Below are 19,419 nucleotides of genomic sequence, written 5' to 3'. Positions count from 1 at the left end.
GTGCTCGGTTCCGTTGTCAGTCGAAAACGACCAAGATGGGGGGAAGTTCAGGGACTACCCTGACCCCGGGGACGTCAGTTGGCTTGCGGCTTCTCGATGTTCGTCTTCGCCTGGTCGACGGCCGGCGTCGCGGCCGAGTCTCCGGCAGCGAGTGATTCGCCCGCCATGGACGCGCGGATCTGCTCGAGTCGTGAGTGCCCTGCCATCTGCACGCTGGCCTGCTGCACTTCGAGCATCCGGCCCTGAACCGAATTGCGCGACAACTCGGCCGATCCCAGTGCATTCGCGTAGCGCCGCTCGATCTTGTCCCGCACCTGGTCGAGGCTCGGCGTGTTGCCGGGGGCAGAGAGTTCACTCATCTGGTTGAGCGATGCCGAGACCTGCTCTTGCATCTTGGCCTGCTCGAGCTGACTGAGCAGCTTGGTGCGCTCGGAGAGTTTCTGCTGCAGCGTCATCGAGTTCTGTTCCACCGCACGCTTGGCCTGTTCGGCCGCCTGCAGCGACTGGTCGTGCAGCGCCTTGAGGTCCTCGACGCTCTGTTCCGCCGTGACCAGCTGGGCAGCGAAAGCCTCTGCGGCGTTGGTGTATTCGGTCGCCTTGGCGGCGTCGCCGGAAGCGGCAGCCTTGTCGGCCAGCGTCAATGCCTGACGGGTGTTGGCCTGCAGGCGTTCGATGTCCTCGAGCTGACGGTTCAGCTTCATCTCCAGCTGGCGCTGGTTGCCGATGACCGCCGCAGCCTGCTGCGACAACGCCTGGTGCTGACGCTGCGCGTCCTCGATCGCCTGCTGGATCTGAATCTTCGGGTCGGCGTTCTCGTCGATCTTGGCGTTGCCGAACGCCATCAGGTACTTCCACGCCTTCACGAATGGGTTAGCCATTGCCCCGCCTTGTCTTGAAGTCCGAATCCGAGCAGTCTCGATCTAATCTATCGTCTGGCCCGGCCCGGTGGCACAAGACACCGATCACGCAGCCGCCAGAGCCGAGGCCGGCTGCGGGATGACCACCTTGGTCTCGGTGGCGATCGTCGTGTGCGTGGGCTGGGTCGCGGGCTGGTCGTGGCCGGTGCGGAGGGTATCGCGGACATCGAGCAACACGTCGGCGATCTCCACTTCCAGCGCATCGCAGATGGCGGCGAGCAGTTCGCTGGACGCTTCCTTCTGGCCGCGTTCGACTTCCGACAGATAACCCAGGCTGACCCGGGCACTGGTTGATACCTCACGCAACGTACGGCCTTGATCCATCCGGACCCGCCGTAGGCTGCCACCAAGTGCTTCCCGCAGGAGCAGTGCCATATGAGTCCTCCTCAACACGTCAGTCAGTCCAACGCCGCACGGGCCGAATCCGTTCCCGAACCCCCGAGCGCTGTGCAGCAGATCCTTCCGAGCGCTTCGTCCGTCGACCGTGTGGTCGAGACTAGACGAAGATGCCGGCGATCGCCGCGTAGCAACACCGGTAGAACCCCGATGCGGAACGAGCCATTCCCACCCGGCCACATCGGCGATCGGCCAAGCTCCGGGTGATCAGCGAGATGCCCCATCCGCCGACCGGACGACGACAAACCTTGGATTGCTTACCGGCTCCGGTCGGTCCGGCGCGCGGCAGCTGCGTCACGGCGACGCTGAGCCCGCTTCGCCAACGCTTGCCAGACATAGTCGACCCCGGTGACTACGGTCGCCACCAGAGCGGCGGCCATCACGGCGATCGCCAGCCAGTGCAGCGGCCCCGGAAGCGGCAGGATGAACAGCCCGATTGCGATGGCCTGGAGCAGCGTCTTGAGTTTCCCGCCCCGGCTCGCCGGGATCACGCCATGTTGCAGCACCCAGAATCGGAGCACGGTGATGCCCAGTTCCCTGGCGAGGATGACGATGGTGACCCACCACGGGAGCTCACCGAGCACAGACAACCCGATCAGTGCCGAACCGATCAGCGCCTTGTCCGCGATCGGGTCGGCCAGCTTGCCGAAGTCGGTGATCAGGCCGCGTTGGCGGGCGATACGACCGTCGTAGTGATCCGTCACGGCGGCGAGAGCGAACACGCCCCAGGCCATCGTTCGCCACCACGGGTTGTCGCCGTCGTCGATGAACAGGACCACGACGAATACGGGGACGAGCACGATGCGGAACATCGTCAGCACATTGGCAAGGTTCAGCACGGGTACATCAGTGCTGACCGGATCGGAGATCGGGTCAGGCTCCGGCTCGTTCACCTGCCGCCGTAAACGATCAGCCACGGGCTGCACCTGGTTCCGGTGATAAGAATTGCCCAATGCCCACGACCACAGGATAGGCGGAGGCCCCGTCACCCAGGGCCGTGGGTATCGGCCCGGTCCGGACGGCGGCCCACCGGCTCGGGTGTGCCCGCGTATTACTGTTCATCCATGGCACCTCACGACAGCTCGGCACACGAGCATGCCGCGACATCTGGACCGGCCGACCTAGCCGGTCACCACGATTCCCCCGTTTCGCGAGGCGACGTGAGTGTGCGCCGTGCCCGCACATCGGACGTACCTCGCATCAAGGAACTGATCGATCAGTACGCCGGACGGATTCTGCTCGAGAAGAATCTCGTGACCCTTTACGAGGCCGTCCAGGAGTTCTGGGTCGCCGAGATCGATGGCACGGTGGTCGGCTGCGGCGCACTCCATGTCTTGTGGGCAGACCTCGGTGAGGTCCGCACGGTCGCGGTCGACAAGTCCTACGCGGGCCGTGGGATCGGCCATCAGATCGTCAGCCGACTGATGGGCATGGCCCGGGAGTTGCAGCTTTCCCGGGTGTTCGTCCTCACCTTCGAGACCAGCTTCTTCGCCAAACACGGCTTCTCCGAGATCGCGGGCACACCGGTGACCGCCGAGGTGTACGAGGAGATGTGCCGTTCCTACGACGCCGGCGTCGCGGAGTTCCTGGACCTCAGTTACGTCAAACCCAACACACTCGGCAACACCCGAATGCTCGCCAACCTCTGAAAGGTCGAACAATGCCGCTGTTCAGCGTCGAATACACCTACCCCGTCGAGTTCGCCGACGGTCGCGACACCACTCGGCCCGACCACCGCGCCTGGCTGTCGAAGCTGAACAGCGAAGGTGTTGTGCGGATGGCCGGGCCGTACGCCGATGGAAGCGGCGCGCTGATCCTGCTCGACTGCGCCGACGAGCAGGCGGCCAAGGACATCTTGGCCGCCGACCCGTTCGCGGTTGCCGGTTACGTCGGCGAGGTCCGGATCAACAAGTGGGTCAGTGTTTTTGGTCCGTTTTCTGACTGACCGCCTGTTTGTCGGCGCGTCCCTCGTCGAATCGTGTCTTCGCCAGGCTGGCGATGGTGGTGATCACGAGGGTTCCGACGATCACGCCGAGCGACAGCGGGGTCGAGATCTCCGGCACCTTGACGTGTTCGCCGCCGTTGATGAACGACAGGGTGTTCTCGTGCAGAGCGTGCAACACCAACTTGATGCCGATGAAGCCGAGGATGAACGACAGGCCGAACGACAGGAACACCAGCTTGTCGAGCAAGCCGCCGAGCAGGAAGTACAGCTGGCGTAGACCCATCAGCGCAAAGGCGTTGGCGGTGAAGACGATGTACGGCTCCTCCGTGAGGCCGTAGATGGCCGGGATCGAATCCAGGGCGAACAGGACGTCGGTGAACCCGATGACGATCAGGACCATGAGCATCGGGGTCGCGAGGCGCTTGCCGTTCTCCTTGGTGAACAGCTTGTCGCGGTCGTAGTTGTCCGTGGTCCGCAGCGCCTTCTTCACGAAGCGCTGGATACGGCTTTCCCGTTCCTCTTCGACCTCTTCCTCGTGCCCGGACTCACGCAGCAGCTTCACCGCGGTGTAGATGAGGAATGCACCGAAAAGGTAGAAGACCCACGAGTAAGCATTGATCGCGGCCGCACCGACGGCGATGAAAGCACCGCGCATCACCAGGGCCATCACGATGCCCAGGAGCAGAACCTTCTGCTGGTACTCACGCGGCACGGCGAACTTCGCCATGATGATGACAAAAACGAAGAGGTTGTCGACCGACAACGCCTTCTCCGTGATGAATCCGGCGTAGTACTCGGTGCCCGAGGTACCACCCCATTTCCACCAGACGAACCCACCGAAGATCAGGGCGATGGTGATGTAGACGGCCGACCAGGAGCCGGATTCTTTCAACGAGGGAGCGTGTGGGGTTCTCACGTGGGCGAAGAAGTCGAATATGAAAAGTCCCAGGATCACCAGACAGGTGATAATCCACACGAGTGGTGATACGTCCACGCAGCCTCCAGCAGCAGTTTCGGAAAAGTAAAGACCACTTTACCGAAGGATCGAACCGGCCACGGACACCCGAATACCGTCGCTCACTCCGCCCATCGCGATGCAAGCGTCGACCAGACCCGAGGCGTGAACGGCTACTCCCGGGATTCTCCTGCAGCAGAGGATGTTCCGGCGGTCACAGCGCAGATGCGCTGCGACCCCCGTGACATCACCCGGTCAGACTTTTTCGCCGGTGAGACTTTGACAACACAACAAAACGGCCTCTGCAACGAGACGGGTACGGCTAATCGTCCGCGTCGTCCGACGTGTCACCGCCGCCGGTGATCGACGCGATCACCCCGGCCAGGTCTTCGGGTTTGACGAGCACATCTCGTGCCTTCGAACCCTCGGACGGCCCGACCACTCCCCTGGTCTCCATGAGATCCATCAGCCGTCCGGCCTTGGCGAATCCGACGCGCAATTTGCGCTGCAGCATGGACGTCGAGCCGAATTGACTGGACACGACCAGTTCGATCGCCTGCAGCAGGTCGTCGAGATCGCCGCCGATATCGGAGTCGATGTCCTTCTTGTCCGAGACCTTCTGAGCCGTCACACCCTCGGTGTAGTCCGGTTCGCTCTGCTCCTTGGCGAAGTCGACAACGGCCTGGATCTCTTCGTCGGTGATGAACGCACCCTGCATACGGACAGGTTTACTCGCGCCCATCGGGAGGAAGAGTCCGTCGCCCATACCGATCAGTTTCTCGGCGCCCGGTTGATCCAGGATGACCCGGGAATCGGTGAGCGAGGAGGTGGCGAACGCGAGCCGCGACGGGACGTTGGTCTTGATCAGACCGGTCACCACGTCGACGGAAGGCCGCTGGGTGGCCAGCACGAGGTGGATACCGGCGGCACGCGCCTTCTGGGTGATCCGGACGATGGCGTCCTCCACATCACGCGGAGCGGTCATCATCAAGTCGGCGAGCTCGTCCACGATGGCGAGGATGTACGGATACGGCTTGTAGACCCGCTCCGATCCCAGCGGTGTGGTGATCTCCCCCGAACGCACCTTGCTGTTGAAGTCGTCGATGTGACGAACGCGCGAGGACTTCATGTCCTGGTAGCGCTGCTCCATCTCCTCGACGAGCCACGCCAGGGCTGCGGCAGCCTTCTTCGGCTGCGTGATGATCGGGGTGATCAGGTGCGGGATGCCCTCGTAAGGGGTGAGCTCGACCATCTTGGGGTCGATGAGGATCATCCGTACCTCGTCGGGAGTGGCCCGGGTCAACAGCGAGACCAGCATCGAGTTGACGAAGCTCGACTTACCGGAACCGGTGGAACCGGCCACGAGCAAGTGGGGCATCTTCGCGAGGTTGGCGGTGACGAAATCACCTTCGATGTCTTTACCCAGACCGATGACCAGCGGGTGCTTGTCCTTGCGCGTCGACCCGGCGGTCAGCACGTCGGCGAGCCGCACCATCTCGCGGTCACTGTTGGGGACCTCGATACCCACTGCGGACTTACCCGGGATGGGTGCCAGCAGCCGCACGTTGTCGGTTGCCGCAGCGTACGAGATGTTGCGCTGCAAGGCGGTGATCTTCTCCACCTTCACGCCTGGTCCGAGTTCCACCTCGTAACGCGTGACCGTTGGGCCCCGGGTGAACCCCGTGACGGCCGCGTCGATCTTGAACTGCTCCAGCACCGCCGAGATGCGGTCGATCATCTCGTCGTTGGCCGCGCTGCCGAGCTTGGGCGGGTCACCCTCGATCAACAGGCTGGCCGGCGGAAGCCGGTAGTCGCCTTCCACGGCCTTGTCCACGACCAGTGCATCGTGGCCACTGCCGGAATCGAGATCAGGTTCGGGCTCGGGCTCGGGCCGCACCGGTTTCGGCGCAGGTTTGGGCACCGGACGCTTGCGGACCGGCTGGGCGCCGACCGGCGGTGTGCTCAGCGCCTCGGTCACGGCAGCTGGCACCGGCTCGTCTTCGATGATGGGTTCGGTCAGTGCCTCCCCCGCCGTGACCGCGGTGGACTGACGCCGACGCGCCGGCCGTCGCAGAGCTTCGGTCGCCCGGGTCGCGTTGTCGTCGGGCGGGTAGTTGTCGTACGGATCGCCGAAGGCTGTGTCCGCGTAACCACCGTCTTCGTCGTCGTCCACGTCCTCGTCGTCCCAGTGGTCGTCGACACCGAGCCCGAGGTAGGCACGGGTGACGTCGACCAGTTCACGGACCGTGAGACCGGACAGGAGCAAGAGCCCGAAGGCCAGGCACAGCAGGAGGATCGGCACCGACAACCACGCCGTCAGGCCGTCGGTCAGCGGACCACCTGCGGCCATTCCGAAGAATCCGCCGGCGTGCTGTCGCTCGGAGAAGTCCGTGGGCGCACCGGCGAAGATGTGCCACAGCCCGACGATGGGCAACGCGATGAGCAGGCCTGCCCCGATGCGCCGAGCGCGACCCGCGGGATCGGGTCCGTGACGCATCAGGATGAAACCGCCCACCAAGAGAACGATCGGGAGTAGTACCGCAGCCGACCCGATCAGCGCGCGAGTCGCCGAGTCCACGAAAGCACCCACCGGGCCGCCCGCGCTGAACCACACCGACGCGACCACGACGATCGACAGGGCGATCATGACGAGCGCAACACCGTCGCGTCCCTGTGTGTGCGGGTGCTCAGGTCTCGGGGGGAACGATCCGTCCGCGTCCCCGCCCTCGTCCCATCCGTCGTCGGCTCCGTACACGCGCTCGTCGTAGTCGGGATCGCCACTGCGTGAGCCGGCGCGCGCCATCGCGCCGACACCCTTGGCGAGCAGACCCCACCCCGCGCCGACGCCGCTGCCAACGGACTTCACCACGGACTTGCGCGGGCGGGCCGAGGCACGAGCTGTTGCGCCGGAACGCGTGGTGGAGGCGCGCTTCGTACCGGCCGACGTGCGGGTGGACGGCCGGCTCGCAGCCTTCTTCGCCGGTGTCTTGCGGCTTCCGGCGCTCGCCGACGACCCCTTCTTGGGAGAGGCCTTTCGGGGTGCAGCCTTGGTGGCACCGGCCTTCTTGGCCGGGGCGGCGCCGGAGCGCGCGGAACTACGACCCGACGCACCGGAACGACGGGCGGTGGACTTGGTTGCCATGGCTGACAGCCTAGTCGGCAACTGTCACAGCTACCTCATCTGCAACACGCGTATCGGGCTATGTGTTGAAATCGAAACGCTAGAGTCCGCGTTTGGCTGATTTGACCGCAGCGACAGCATCGGCGTCGCCGTCGTATTCGACCAGTGTCGCGTGACGCCCGAACGCGAACAGCAGCAGTTCGAGGGGATCACCGGTCACCGTGACCTGCGGCCCCCGGCCGCCGGTGGCCACTTTCTGTCCGTCGGTGGTGATCATCTCGACGGTGGCGGGCGACTTCGCGATCGCGCGCTTCCCCATCGCCTTGAGCGGTACCCGAATCGCTTTCTCGGTGGCCGGGTCGAGGACTCGCGGTTCCCAAGGTCCGCCCGCACGCCGGACGTCCTCGTGATGGACGAACATCTCGGTCACGTTTGCGAAGCGGTCCACCAACTTGAGCGGCGAGTACAGCGGAGGACCCGCGGCGAACTTGGCGAGCATCGCGTCCCAGTCGTCGCGCGCGGCCTGGTCCTGGGCCGATTTGGTTCGGCCGGCCAACGCCGGGACGAGGATGCCGGGCATCGCATCGAGCCGGTATTCGCGGACGATCATGTGAGCGGTCAGGTCGCGGGTGGTCCACCCTTCGCACAGCGTCGGGGCATCGGGGCCGACGCTGCGCAGGGTGGACACCAGCGCGGCGCGTTCATCTCGGGCAATGGTCATGCACACACCCTATGAGGTGCGGCGTCGTCAGTCCGCCGAAGACTCGCTGACGGTCATCACGGTTGGCACGATCATGGGGCGCCGCCGGTACTTGTCGGCAACCCAGCGACCCACCACACGACGGATCGTCTGGGCGATCCGATGAGTGTCCGTGACGCGTTCGACCGCCATCTGTGCCAGCGCCTGATCGACGAGGTCACCCGCCTCTTTCAGCGCGGTCGGATCATCCGAGAAGCCTCGGCCGGATACCTCGGCCGGATTGATCGCCCGGCCGCTGTCGGCGTCGATCACCACGGCGATGGCGATGAAGCCGCCCTCGCCGAGCACCAAACGCTCCGAGAGCGTCGACTCCCCCACGTCGCCCACCGAGAGTCCGTCCACGTAGACGTAGCCGACAGGGACACGGCCGGAGATCTGGGCACGGCCGTCGATCAGATCCACCACCACGCCGTCCTCGGCGAGGACAACGGCCTCCGGCTTGACGCCGGTGGCAACTGCCAGTGCTGCGTTGGCGCGAAGGTGGCGCCATTCACCGTGCACGGGCATCACGTTGGAGGGCCGGACTGCGTTGTAGAGGTAGAGCAGCTCACCGGCCGATGCGTGACCCGACACGTGCACCTTGGCGCTCTGCTGGGTGACCACCGTCGCCCCGCGCCGAGCCAGGCCGTTGACCACCGCGAACACCGAGTTCTCGTTGCCCGGTATGAGTGAGGACGCCAAGACGACCAGGTCGTCCGCGCGAATGTTGATCTGCCGATGTTCACCGCGGGCCATCCGTGACAGTGCCGACAGCGGTTCGCCCTGCGATCCGGTGGAGATGAGCACCAGCTTGTGGTCGGGAAGTGTTGCGGCCGTGTCGAGATCGACCACCACGCCGTCGGGCACCCGCAGGTAGCCGAGTTCCTGGGCGATCTGCATGTTGCGGACCATCGAGCGTCCGACGAACGTCACCCGGCGCCCGTGTGTGTGGGCCACGTCGACGACCTGCTGGATGCGGTGCACATGGCTGGCGAACGAAGCGACGATCACGCGCTGACGGGCCTTGCCGATCACCTGGTCGAGCACTCCACCGATCTGGCGCTCCGGTGTGACGAACCCGGGTACCTCGGCGTTGGTCGAGTCGACAAGGAAGAGGTCGACGCCCTCGTCGCCCAGGCGACTGAATCCGGCGAGGTCGGTGAGCCTGCCGTCCAGCGGCAGCTGGTCGAGCTTGATGTCGCCGGTGTGCAGGACAACCCCTGCGCCGGTCCGGATCGCCACCGCCAGAGCATCGGGGATCGAGTGGTTGACCGCGAAATATTCGCACTCGAAAGGTCCGTGCGTGGTCTTCTCGCCCTCGACGACCTCGACCAGTTTCGGACGCTGGCGATGTTCGCGGCACTTGGCAGCGAGCAGGGCGAGGGTGAACTTCGACCCGATGACGGGGATCTGCGGACGCAGTCGCAACAGGAACGGGACGGCACCGATGTGGTCCTCGTGGCCGTGCGTGAGGATAATCGCCTCGACGTCGTCGATGCGGTCCTCGATGTACCGGAAGTCCGGAAGGATCAGGTCGACACCGGGCTGGGCGTCCTCGGGGAAGAGCACACCGCAGTCGACGATGAGCAGACGACCGTCGTACTCGAAAACGGTCATGTTCCTGCCGATTTCACCGATGCCGCCGAGGGCGACGACCCGCAGGCCACCGGCCGGCAGCCGCCGCGGAGCCCCGAGTTTCTCGGTGGGATCGACACTCTTCGGCTCGGACCGCTTGTCTGCGACGGCCTTGCGTCCGCCGCCTTTGCGGTCTCGCGAGGGCCGCTTGTTGCCGGAGGTGTTCGAACCGGCTGCCTTCGGGGCCTTGGTCGCGGGCGACGACTGTTCCCTCGGGGCAGAAGGAGCGGATTGCGGGGTGTTCACGGGTTCTTGGGCTTTGGCCACAGGGGGTTTCGACTCGATTTTCTCTACACGGGGCTCTGCCGGCGGTCCGGCCTTTCGAATGACTCGTCCCCGGCGGCGGGTCGGCTCGACGGATTCACCGCCTGACTGTGAGGTCATGACAGCACCTTCGCTACGCGCAGATCGGCGATCAGGGCTTCGATCTGGGGGCCGGTGGCCGGCACCTGCGGCAGCCTCGGGTCTCCGACGTCGAGACCGAGGATGCGCAGTGCGGCCTTGACCATCGTGACGCCTCCGAGTCGGCCCATCGCGTTGACGAGCGGGATCATCGACGCATTCAGTTCGCGGGCGCGAACCAGGTCGCCTTTGTTCACCGCGTCGAGCATGTCGCGCAGCCGATCGGGTACGAGGTGCCCGATGACGCTGACGTACCCCGCCGCGCCGATCGAGAGCCAGGGCAGGTTCAGTGCGTCTTCACCGGACAGGTACTGCAGCCCGGTGTCGGTCATCAGCGACGCCGCCGAGTTCAGGTCGCCCTTGGCATCCTTGACAGCGACGATGTTCGGGTGGCGTGAGAGTTCGAGCAGTGTGCGGTGTTCGATCGGCACCACCGAGCGCGGCGGGATGTCGTAGAGCATCACCGGCAGGTCGGTGGCGTCGGCGACCGCTGTGAAGTGTGCGAGCAGACCGGTCTGCGGCGGCCTCGAGTAGTACGGGGTCACCACCAGGAGGCCGTGCGCGCCGAGTGCTGCCGCCTCTTTCGCGAACCAGACGCTCTCGCGCGTGTCGTAACTACCGGCGCCCTGCACGATGCGGGCCCGGTCACCGACCGCGGCGAGCACAGTCTTGAGCAGATCGAGTTTCTCGGCGGGCGTCGTCGTCGGCGATTCGCCGGTGGTCCCGGAGACCACCAGCCCATCACACCCGCCGTCCACGAGCTTCACGGCGAGTTCGCCGGCCCTGTCCAGGTCGAGCTTTCCATCGACGGTGAACGGGGTAACCATGGCAACACTGACAGTCCCGAAAGGGAAGCTCTGCGGTTGCGTCTCACCGGTGGTCATGGTGGCTAAGGTTACCGGAGGCCCTGCGCCGATCCCGCATCCGCGGCGCTGTCAGAGGTCGGCCGGTCCCGGCCCGACTCTCACCCCTCCAGTACGAACGGGGACGTCGCCACCTCCGACCCATCGGAGAGCCTCCCGATCTCGAAGTCCCCGAACACAGTTGGGGCGATGTCGAGCAGTTGACGCAGGCACTCGATGGCCAGCTGGCGGATCTCCACGTCGGCGTGCTCGGTGGCCCGCATACCGATGAAGTGCCGCCAGGCGCGGTAGTTGCCGGTGACGACGATCTTGGTCTCCGTGGCGTTCGGCAGGACCGCACGTGCGGCCTGACGGGCCTGCTTACGCCGCAGGATGTTGTTGGGCACATCGGAGAACTTCTCTTCGAGTGCCGTCAGCAGTTCGGCGTAGGCCGCGCGGCTGGCATCGGTGGCCGAGACGAACAGGGCTTCGAGTTCGGCGTCGCCCCGGATCGCCGGAGGGCAGACGACATTCGAATCATGTTCGGGCACAAAGCGTTGCGACAGCTGCGAATAGGAAAAGTGCCGGTGGCGGATCAGCTCGTGCGTGCATGACCGGGAGATCCCCGAGATGTAGAACGTGACCGTGGCGTGTTCGAGCAGCGACAGATGCCCGACTTCGAGGATGTGACGCAGATATCCGGCGTTGGTCGCGGTCCGCGGATTGGGCTTGTCCCAACTCTGGTAACAGGCGCGCCCGGCGAACTCGACGAGGGCTTCACCCCCGTCCGCGTCTGTGGTCCACGGCACATCGGTCGGCGGGTCGAACGACGACTTCGCCACCAGTTGCACCTTCAATGGCACCAGTTCGGACACCGCATTCCTCTTTCTTCGTGTTGGAGCACCGATTGTCCCCTTCACCGCCCCGGACCCGATGGTCGGGCCGAGGGCCGGTTCAGAGTCGAGCGTGCACGGCGGCTGTGAGAGGGGCTGCCAGATCGCCCCGCGAACCGACCTCGACCCTGCTGACGCCGAGCCACTGTGCCATGTCCAGCAGGTCCGCGGCCAACGCGGTGGCCACCTCCAGCGGATCGGCCCGGCTCTCACAGAACGCGCCGAGGACCAGCAACTGATCGCCTGCCCGGTCGGTCTTGAGGTCCACCCGGGCCACGAGCCGCTCGCCCATCAGATACGGGAAGACGTAATAGCCGTGCACGCGCTTGGCCTCGGGAACGTAGATCTCGATCCGATAGTGGAAATCGAACAGCCGCTCGGTACGGGGCCTAAAGAACACCAACGAATCGAACGGGCTGAGCAGGGCCGTACGTTCGACTTTCCGCGGTAGTCGCGCGGCGGGGTCGAGGAATGCCGGCTTCGCCCAGCCCTCGACCTCCACCTGCTGAACACGCCCGGCGGCGACGAGATCGTCCAGTGCCTCACGGGCCGCCTGCGGTTTGAGGCGGTAGTAGTCGCGGATGTCGACCTCGGTGCCGACACCGAGCGCGGTCACCGAACCGGCGACCAATTCGCGGATTGCCTCGTCGCGGGGCACGGTGACCGCGGCGTACTCGCCGACGATGTTCTCGGTGAGGTCGTAGTACCTGGCGAAGCCACTGCGTCGCACCGCGGACAGCTCACCGGCAGCGAACATCACCTCGCACAGGTACTTCACATGGCTGCGGTCCCACCAGGCGCCTTTGCGCGTCCGCTTCGCGTGGCCGAGATGATCTTCGAGCATCCCACTCGTACAGGGCCCCAACTCGGCGACTGCTTCGCGGATCTGTGCGCGCATCGCGGCGGCATGTGGGTCCCCAGCTGCTTCTTTGTACCGCCCGTGCTGGAAATCGTCCATCCGCCAATGGAACAGGGGCCAGTGCTCGATGGGTATCAACGCGGCTTCATGCGCCCAGTACTCGGCGAGCAGGGCCGGCCGGCGGGTTGTCGGGGCCCACGCGGCCTGCTCCAGGAGTGTCCGGTCGTACTCACCGAGCCGGCTGTACAGCGGCATGTAGTGCGCGCGCACCGCCACACTCACCGAGTCCATCTGGAACAGGCGGACCCTGCCCAGCACCCGCTCGATGTGCCGGCGGGTCACCGGACCCGCGGGGCGACGGTCTGCGAAACCCTGTGCGGCAAGGGCGATTCTGCGGGCCTGCGTCGCCGACAGCGATTCAGCCCGGGTTCGTCGAACGGTTGTCACGGCGATGCCGAGTACCGAAGGAATCGATAGCGGACACCGGTGGGCGACTCGAGCCAGCCTCCGTCGGATTCCAGCGACCACCGGCCGGGATCGAGTGCGGGCGCCCAGGTATCGGCATCAGGCACCTCGAGGTCGATCTCGGTGACATACGCCTCGTGCGCCGATTCCATTGCGGCGCCGTAGATCTCACCACCGCCCATGACAAAGACCGTATCGTCGAGATGGAGTCCGGCGTCAAGGGCCTCGCGCACGTTCGGGTGGGTCTGCGCCCCGTCTGCGGACCATTGCGTATTGCGGGTGACAACAAGATTGGCCCTACCCGGCAGAGGACGGAATCGAGCCGGGAGTGAATCCCAGGTACGCCGCCCCATCACCACCGGGTGCCCACCGGTGATCTGCCGAAAGTACCGTTGGTCCTCGGGCAGATGCCACGGGATGTCGCCACCACGACCGATTGCCCCGTCGGCAGCCTGAGCCCAGATGAGTGCGATTGTCATCGGCGAACTAGACCGCCACCGGCGCCTTGATGCCCGGGTGGTAGCGGTAATCCAGGACCTCGATATCGGAGTATTCGTAGTCGAAGATGGAGTCCCGCCGCGCCAGTGACAAGCGTGGGTAGGGATACGGGTCGCGCTGGAGCTGGGTGGTGACCTGCTCGACATGATTGTCGTAAATGTGGCAGTCGCCGCCGGTCCAGACGAACTCGCCGACATCGAGTCCCGCCTGCTCGGCCATCATGTGGGTCAGCAGCGCATACGACGCGATGTTGAACGGCACCCCGAGAAACAGGTCAGCGCTGCGCTGATAGAGCTGGCACGAGAGTTTGCCGTCGGCGACGTAGAACTGAAAGAACGCGTGACAGGGAGGCAGGGCCATCTGCGGTATCTCGCCCACGTTCCACGCGGAGACGATGTTGCGCCGGGAGTCGGGGTCGCTGCGCAGCAGCTCGAGCGCGGCGGAGATCTGGTCGATGTGTTCGCCGGACGGGGTCGGCCAGCTGCGCCACTGCACGCCGTACACCGGCCCGAGCTCGCCATCGGCGTCGGCCCACTCGTCCCAGATGGTCACGCCGCGGTCCTGCAACCACCGCACGTTCGAATCGCCACGGAGGAACCACAGGAGCTCGTAGACGATCGACTTCAGGTGCACCCGCTTGGTGGTGATCAGCGGGAAACCCTCTGCGAGGTCGTACCGGAGCTGATGACCGAACAGGCTCCGGGTGCCGGTACCGGTGCGGTCGGCTTTGGGCGTTCCCGTGTCGAGCACAAGCCGAAGCAGGTCCTCGTACGGGGTTGGGATCTTGGCCGCGTCCGTCACGGGGTCAAGTCTAGGGTGCGTCGGACTCGTCGTCGTTCCCGCGTGTCGCCGCGGCGAGCCAACCAGTCTTCGCCCACCCACGAGCAGGACGCGGCTCAAGCGATTGTGGCCGCCAGCACTGCACCCAGCTCGTAACACGCGTGACGCGTGGACGGGTCGATTGCCGTGATTTCGAGCGGCGCGGCCGCCGGCTCGAGTTCCAGCCCCGTTGCAAGACGCTGAACGGAAGCCACCGCCCCCGCGGTGTCGTTGTTTCCGTGTACCCACAAGCCATACGGTTTGCCGGTCACCGATCCGAGCACCGGGTAGTAGACGGTGTCGAAGAAGTGCTTCAGTGCGCCCGACATGTACCCGAAGTTGGCCGGGGTGCCGAACAGGAAACCGTCGGCGGCCAAGACGTCGGGCACGGTGGCCGCGAGTGCCGCGATGGGTCGCACTCGCACACCGGAGATCTCCGGGTCGGCCGTGCCTTCGAGCACCTTCTCCAGCAGCTCACGGGTCGGCGGCGAGGGTGTGTGGTGCACCACGAGCAATGTGCGCGCGTCAGCCATCAGCACGACCGCCGGCGGTACTCGATTCCTTCTCTTGTGCGACAGCGCGTTTCATCATCTCGCGGGCACGGGAACGGTCACCGGCGTAGTCATAGGCCCGGGCGATGCGGTAGGTGGCGCGCCAATCGCTGGGGTCTGCTTCCCATTCGGCCTTGACCTTCGCGAACAACTCGTCCGCCGCCTCGCGCTCGATCCGGCCGGACGGGCGCCTGGGCAAGGCGGAGACGTCCAGCTCGGTGCCCTCTTCTGCCATTCGTCTGGCGAGCCGCTGATGCGCGAGCCCGGCCCGCAGTGTTGCGACCACCATCCAGACACCCAGCAACGGCAAGATGAGCACTCCGATTCCGAGACCGACACCGACGGCCTCGCCACTGGTCAGCAGATCGACACCCCGCGTGCCCAGCAGAACGAAGTAGAAGCAGAGCACCAGAACCAGCGCCGCGATCGCGAGGACGATGGGCCGGGCATCTTTGCGCTTGTCACTCACCGGCGTAGCTCACAGGTCCATCAACTCGTCGAGACCCACGGTGAGGCCGGGCCGAGACGCTATCTGGCGGACGCCGAGCAGCACCCCGGGCGCAAACGATGTCCGGTCGATCGAGTCATGCCTGATGGTCAACGTCTCCCCCTGCGTCCCGAGGAGCACCTCCTGGTGGGCGACCAAGCCCGCCAGACGAACCGAATGGACACGAACACCTTCGACGTCGGCCCCACGTGCGCCTTCGAGTTCGGTACTGGTGGCATCCGGGCTGATCGGCACGCCCGCCGCCGCTCGGGCTTCGGCGATCAGTCGTGCGGTCCGGTACGCCGTCCCGGACGGGGCATCGGCCTTGTGTGGGTGATGTAGCTCGACGACCTCGACCGAGTCGAAGAAGCGGGCAGCCTGTTGGGCGAACCGCATGCTCAGCACGGCGCCGATCGCGAAGTTGGGTGCGATGAGCACACCGACGTCCGGCTTCTTCTCCAGCCAGCCGCGAACGGTGGCGAGCCGGTTGTCGTCGAAACCCGTTGTCCCGACCACGGCGTGAATGCCGCTGTGGATCAGGAACTCCAGGTTGTCCATCACGACGTCGGGGTGGGTGAAGTCGACCACCACCGACGTACCGGTCTCGACGAAACGCGTCAACGGGTCGTCTTTGTCGACGCCCGCGCTGAACGTCAGGTCCGAGGCGGCCTCGACCGCATCGACGATGGCTTGCCCGACTTTGCCACCGGAACCGAGTACGCCGACATTGATCTGGTCATTCACCCGGCCGAGTCTAGTCAGTGAGTCCCAGTCAGTGGGCCTGACGGTGGCGCAGGCCGTTCATGTTGCCTTGATCAGCTCGGCGCACTTCTCTCCCATGGCCATCACGGTGATGTTCGGGTTCACCGCGGGGAGCTTGGGCATTGCGGACGCGTCCACGACCCGCAGCCGCTGGGTGCCGCGTACGCGCAACTGCGGATCGAGCACGGCCATCGGGTCGCCGTCGGGACCCATCCGCGCGGTGGCCGCCGGGTGATAGACCGTGTTGTGCGTCTTGTGGATGTAGTCGAGGAGTTCGTCATCGGTGACGGCGTCGGGCCCCGGGGCCAACTCACGCGCGATCCACTGCTTGAGCGGTGATTGCTCGGCGATGGTGCGTGCCAGCTTCACACCGGCGAGCATCACGCGGTCGTCGTGGCCGTCCGGATCGGTGAAGTACCGCGGGTCCACCTTCGCGCGGTCACGGAAGTCGCGACTGCGCAGCCGCACGGTTCCGCGCGAAAGACCCTGTGTGACATTGGGAGTCAGACAGAAACCATTGTCGGTGGTCGGATAACCCCACCGGAGGGTGTTCATGTCGAACGGCACACTCCCGTAGTGCATCATCAGGTCCGGCAGCACAAGATCCGGCTCGGTGGTGGCGAACAATCCGATCTCCCACCACTGGCTCGACGTGGTGACCATCGGACGCGAGGATTCCCAGAACACCAGTCCCTCGACATGATCGTCGAGATTTGCACCCACACCGGGCGCGTCGACGCGCACCTCGATGCCCATCTCCCGTAGGTGCTCTGCCGGACCGATCCCCGAGAGCATGAGCAGTTTCGGGGTGTCGACGGCCCCGGCGGTCACGATCACCTCGCGCGTCGCAGACACCACGTCGTATCCGGTCAGGTCCGGCCGCTGATAGCGCACCCCGACTGCGGCGGTGCCTTCGAAGACCACCTCACTGACGAAGCACCCGGTGCGCACCTCGAGGTTCGGCCGCGACCGCAGAATGGGATGCAGATAAGCATGTGAGGTGCTCATCCTGGTGCCGTCTTCGTCGGCGTTGATCTGGAACCACCCGGCGCCGTTCAGCACGGTCTCACCGCGGTTGAAGCCCACGGTGGGCAGCCCGACCTGGGCGGCCGCCTCGAGAACGGCTGCGCCACAAGGGTCGCCCGGTGGCACGTCCCGCAACCGGACCGGGCCGTCGTGTCCGTGCGAGCCCTCGGCGTCGTTGCGTTCGAGCTTGCGCACCAGCGGCCAGATCGAATCCGGCCCCCACCCCGTCAGTCCCGACGCCTCCCACTCCGCCAACCCCTCGGCCGGCGGCCAGAACGCGATACAGGAATTGTGAGAGGAGCATCCGCCCAACACCTTTGCGCGGGCATGCCGCAGGAACGAGTTGCCGATCTCTTGCGGCTCGACCGGGTAGTCCCAGTCATAGCCCGAGTCGAGCAGGTGCATCCACGCCGCGAGTTCCAGGATGTCCTTGTTGTCGACATCAGTGGGCCCCGCCTCCACCAGGCACACCGTCACCGACGGATCCTCGCTCAGCCGTGCCGCGAGCACACATCCCGCTGTGCCTCCCCCGGCGATCACATAGTCGAAATGCTGCTGCGGCACAGGGATTCACTCCTTGGTGGACGATGCGTGAGATCGGAGCACCCCGATGTGGTGACGTCCTTTGAGGCCGTACCACAGCAATCCGGTGGCCAGGATGATGCCGATGTACACAAACGCACCCCAGGTGTTGTACCAAGGGGTGCCGTACACCGCTTCCCGCGGCCATGCGAGGTTCAGCGCCATCGCGGCTCCCCAGACGACGGCGACGATGTTGACGAACATCCCCCACCGCCCCATGGTGAAATAACCGTCCTCCTTGAGGTCCTTCGGCGGCCACTGTCCCTGCAGTCGCTTCTTGAGCAACGGACCGGTCACCATGAGGTACGCGAGATAGATCATGATGATGGCGATCGAGGTCAGGACCGTGAAGATCTTCGGCTGGTTGATGTTGATGACCAGGATCAGCACCGCCAACACACCGATCACGATGGCCGGCACCACCGGGGTCTGGGTCTTGGGGTGGACGCGGGCCAGGGCATTGCCGAACGGCAGTGCATTGTCGCGCGCCATCGCGAACGTGAGCCGGATCGCCGCAGTGTGCACGGCAAGCGAACACACGATGACCGCGATCACGATGCACACCAGGAAGATGTCGCCGAGCGGTCCCCACATGACGGCTTCGACGATGCCCTGCAGACTGCCTGATTGCTCGCCGAGCGCCGGATCGTCGAGGTCGGGCGCAGCCATGACGGCGAACACGAGGATGGCGCCGCCGATGACAAAGGACGCCAGGATCGCCCGGAAGATGGCCTTGGGCGCCGTGCGTCGCGGCTCCATCGTCTCCTCGCCGAGCGAGCTGGCCGTGTCGAATCCGTACATCACATACCCCGAGGCAAGCGAGGCGATCAAGAACGCACCGAGGTAGCCACCGCTCTCCCCGGCACCGTAGCCGTGCGTGGAGAAGAACACATCGGGGCCACGTTCGATGTTGGCCGCCAGGATGATCGCGATCAGAACAGCCGCGATGAGTTCGATGAACACACCCGCGCTGTTGATCCTGGCCATCAGCTTCACGCCGAGCGCGTTGATGACGGTGGTGATGATGATCAGGATGGTGCCGAGGATGACCGCGTTGCCCGCGTAGTCGTACTCTCCGGTGCCGTCACCGATGATCTGAAAGCCGCTCCACAAACGGGGCAGGTTGAGCTGTAGTGCGAGTACCACGGCCGCGAGCGTGACGATCGACGCCGTGAGCATCAGCCAACCCGATGACCATCCGACGATCCTGCTGCCCAACAGTTTTGACCAGTTGTAGACCGAGCCCGCGACAGGGTACTTGGCGGCGAGTTCCATGAAACAGAGAGCAACAGCCATCTGCCCGATGAACACCAGCGGCCAGGACCACAGGTACGCCGGACCGGCGGTACCGAAACCGAAGTAGAACAACTGGAAGGTGCCGGTCAGGATCGAGATGTAGGACACGCCGGCCGCGAAACTGGCGAACTTGCCGATACTGCGGTCGAGGCTGGGCTTGTAACCGAAATGCTCCATCCCCGTGTCGGCGGACGAAGATGTCGATCCGGGCGGGGGCGCGCCCCCGGGT

Annotated in this window: 19 protein-coding genes; 2 read left to right on the top strand and 17 right to left on the bottom strand. The window is 65.3% G+C overall.

Features of this window, described 5'->3' with window-relative positions; translation table 11 throughout:
* Window positions 1–74: 74 nt before the first annotated feature.
* From pspA to pgsA, 3 genes are all read right to left on the bottom strand, one after another.
* Window positions 75–878, bottom strand: coding sequence for a phage shock protein PspA (gene pspA, locus KXR83_RS09590; protein ID WP_023959686.1), 804 nt, complete (start codon window positions 876–878; stop codon window positions 75–77).
* A gap of 84 nt (window positions 879–962) precedes the next feature.
* The gene (locus KXR83_RS09585) at window positions 963–1,292 is read right to left on the bottom strand and encodes a helix-turn-helix domain-containing protein (protein WP_437424648.1); all 330 of its coding nucleotides are present in this window, start codon (window positions 1,290–1,292) and stop codon (window positions 963–965) included.
* Window positions 1,293–1,570: 278 nt separating this feature from the next.
* A complete protein-coding gene (gene pgsA / locus KXR83_RS09580; RefSeq protein ID WP_437424647.1) occupies window positions 1,571–2,230 on the bottom strand; it encodes a CDP-diacylglycerol--glycerol-3-phosphate 3-phosphatidyltransferase in 660 nt (219 codons plus the stop codon).
* A 147-nt stretch (window positions 2,231–2,377) separates the two neighbouring features.
* On the opposite strand from pgsA, the gene KXR83_RS09575 reads away from it, so the two are divergent.
* Together KXR83_RS09575 and KXR83_RS09570 are read left to right on the top strand one after the other, a co-directional pair.
* On the top strand, window positions 2,378–2,962 hold the full coding sequence (locus tag KXR83_RS09575; protein ID WP_084248233.1) for an amino-acid N-acetyltransferase: 585 nt from the start codon (window positions 2,378–2,380) through the stop codon (window positions 2,960–2,962).
* Between the two features lie 11 nt (window positions 2,963–2,973).
* A complete protein-coding gene (locus KXR83_RS09570; RefSeq protein ID WP_023959696.1) occupies window positions 2,974–3,258 on the top strand; it encodes a YciI family protein in 285 nt (94 codons plus the stop codon).
* Here the strand turns inward: KXR83_RS09570 and KXR83_RS09565 are convergent.
* The 14 genes from KXR83_RS09565 to KXR83_RS09500 form a co-directional block, all read right to left on the bottom strand.
* Entirely contained in the window at window positions 3,230–4,252 is a 1,023-nt protein-coding gene (locus tag KXR83_RS09565) for a TerC family protein (RefSeq protein WP_437424646.1), read from the bottom strand. The two genes, KXR83_RS09570 and KXR83_RS09565, sit on opposite strands and share 29 nt — an antisense overlap.
* Before the next feature lie 283 nt (window positions 4,253–4,535).
* Window positions 4,536–7,355 (bottom strand): DNA translocase FtsK 4TM domain-containing protein, encoded by a 2,820-nt coding sequence (locus KXR83_RS09560; RefSeq protein WP_437424645.1) that lies wholly within the window; start codon window positions 7,353–7,355, stop codon window positions 4,536–4,538.
* Window positions 7,356–7,434: 79 nt separating this feature from the next.
* The gene (locus KXR83_RS09555; RefSeq protein WP_437424644.1) at window positions 7,435–8,055 is read right to left on the bottom strand and encodes a TIGR03085 family metal-binding protein; all 621 of its coding nucleotides are present in this window, start codon (window positions 8,053–8,055) and stop codon (window positions 7,435–7,437) included.
* 27 nt (window positions 8,056–8,082) lie between these two features.
* On the bottom strand, window positions 8,083–10,092 hold the full coding sequence (locus tag KXR83_RS09550) for a ribonuclease J (RefSeq protein ID WP_437424643.1): 2,010 nt from the start codon (window positions 10,090–10,092) through the stop codon (window positions 8,083–8,085).
* Window positions 10,089–10,994 carry a 4-hydroxy-tetrahydrodipicolinate synthase gene (gene dapA / locus KXR83_RS09545; protein WP_023959704.1) on the bottom strand — a complete coding sequence of 302 codons (906 nt, stop codon included), beginning with the start codon at window positions 10,992–10,994 and terminating at the stop codon, window positions 10,089–10,091. Before dapA ends, KXR83_RS09550 begins: the two co-directional genes overlap by 4 nt.
* An 80-nt stretch (window positions 10,995–11,074) precedes the next feature.
* Window positions 11,075–11,827: an FAD-dependent thymidylate synthase gene (gene thyX, locus KXR83_RS09540; protein ID WP_062797859.1), complete on the bottom strand. Its 753-nt coding sequence runs from the start codon at window positions 11,825–11,827 to the stop codon at window positions 11,075–11,077.
* A 79-nt stretch (window positions 11,828–11,906) separates the two neighbouring features.
* Window positions 11,907–13,151 carry a winged helix-turn-helix domain-containing protein gene (locus tag KXR83_RS09535; RefSeq protein WP_437424642.1) on the bottom strand — a complete coding sequence of 415 codons (1,245 nt, stop codon included), beginning with the start codon at window positions 13,149–13,151 and terminating at the stop codon, window positions 11,907–11,909.
* Window positions 13,148–13,648, bottom strand: coding sequence for a dihydrofolate reductase (locus tag KXR83_RS09530; RefSeq protein ID WP_437424641.1), 501 nt, complete (start codon window positions 13,646–13,648; stop codon window positions 13,148–13,150). Before KXR83_RS09530 ends, KXR83_RS09535 begins: the two co-directional genes overlap by 4 nt.
* A gap of 7 nt (window positions 13,649–13,655) precedes the next feature.
* A complete protein-coding gene (locus KXR83_RS09525; RefSeq protein WP_437424640.1) occupies window positions 13,656–14,468 on the bottom strand; it encodes a thymidylate synthase in 813 nt (270 codons plus the stop codon).
* A 95-nt stretch (window positions 14,469–14,563) separates the two neighbouring features.
* Window positions 14,564–15,019: a flavodoxin family protein gene (locus tag KXR83_RS09520; protein ID WP_437424639.1), complete on the bottom strand. Its 456-nt coding sequence runs from the start codon at window positions 15,017–15,019 to the stop codon at window positions 14,564–14,566.
* Entirely contained in the window at window positions 15,012–15,506 is a 495-nt protein-coding gene (locus KXR83_RS09515) for a hypothetical protein (RefSeq protein ID WP_437424638.1), read from the bottom strand. The genes KXR83_RS09520 and KXR83_RS09515 overlap by 8 nt, the downstream gene beginning before the upstream one ends.
* 9 nt (window positions 15,507–15,515) lie before the next feature.
* Entirely contained in the window at window positions 15,516–16,268 is a 753-nt protein-coding gene (gene dapB / locus KXR83_RS09510; protein ID WP_437424637.1) for a 4-hydroxy-tetrahydrodipicolinate reductase, read from the bottom strand.
* A 57-nt stretch (window positions 16,269–16,325) separates the two neighbouring features.
* Entirely contained in the window at window positions 16,326–17,876 is a 1,551-nt protein-coding gene (locus KXR83_RS09505) for a GMC family oxidoreductase (RefSeq protein WP_437424636.1), read from the bottom strand.
* Between the two features lie 6 nt (window positions 17,877–17,882).
* Window positions 17,883–19,367: an APC family permease gene (locus KXR83_RS09500; protein WP_437424936.1), complete on the bottom strand. Its 1,485-nt coding sequence runs from the start codon at window positions 19,365–19,367 to the stop codon at window positions 17,883–17,885.
* Window positions 19,368–19,419 lie beyond the last annotated feature (52 nt).

The sequence above is a fragment of the Williamsia muralis genome (assembly GCF_051487485.1).
GTDB classification, from domain to species: Bacteria; Actinomycetota; Actinomycetes; order Mycobacteriales; family Mycobacteriaceae; genus Williamsia; species Williamsia muralis_B.
The sequence above is the reverse complement of the archived record's forward strand: the minus strand, read 5'-3'. Positions and strand labels throughout refer to the sequence as shown.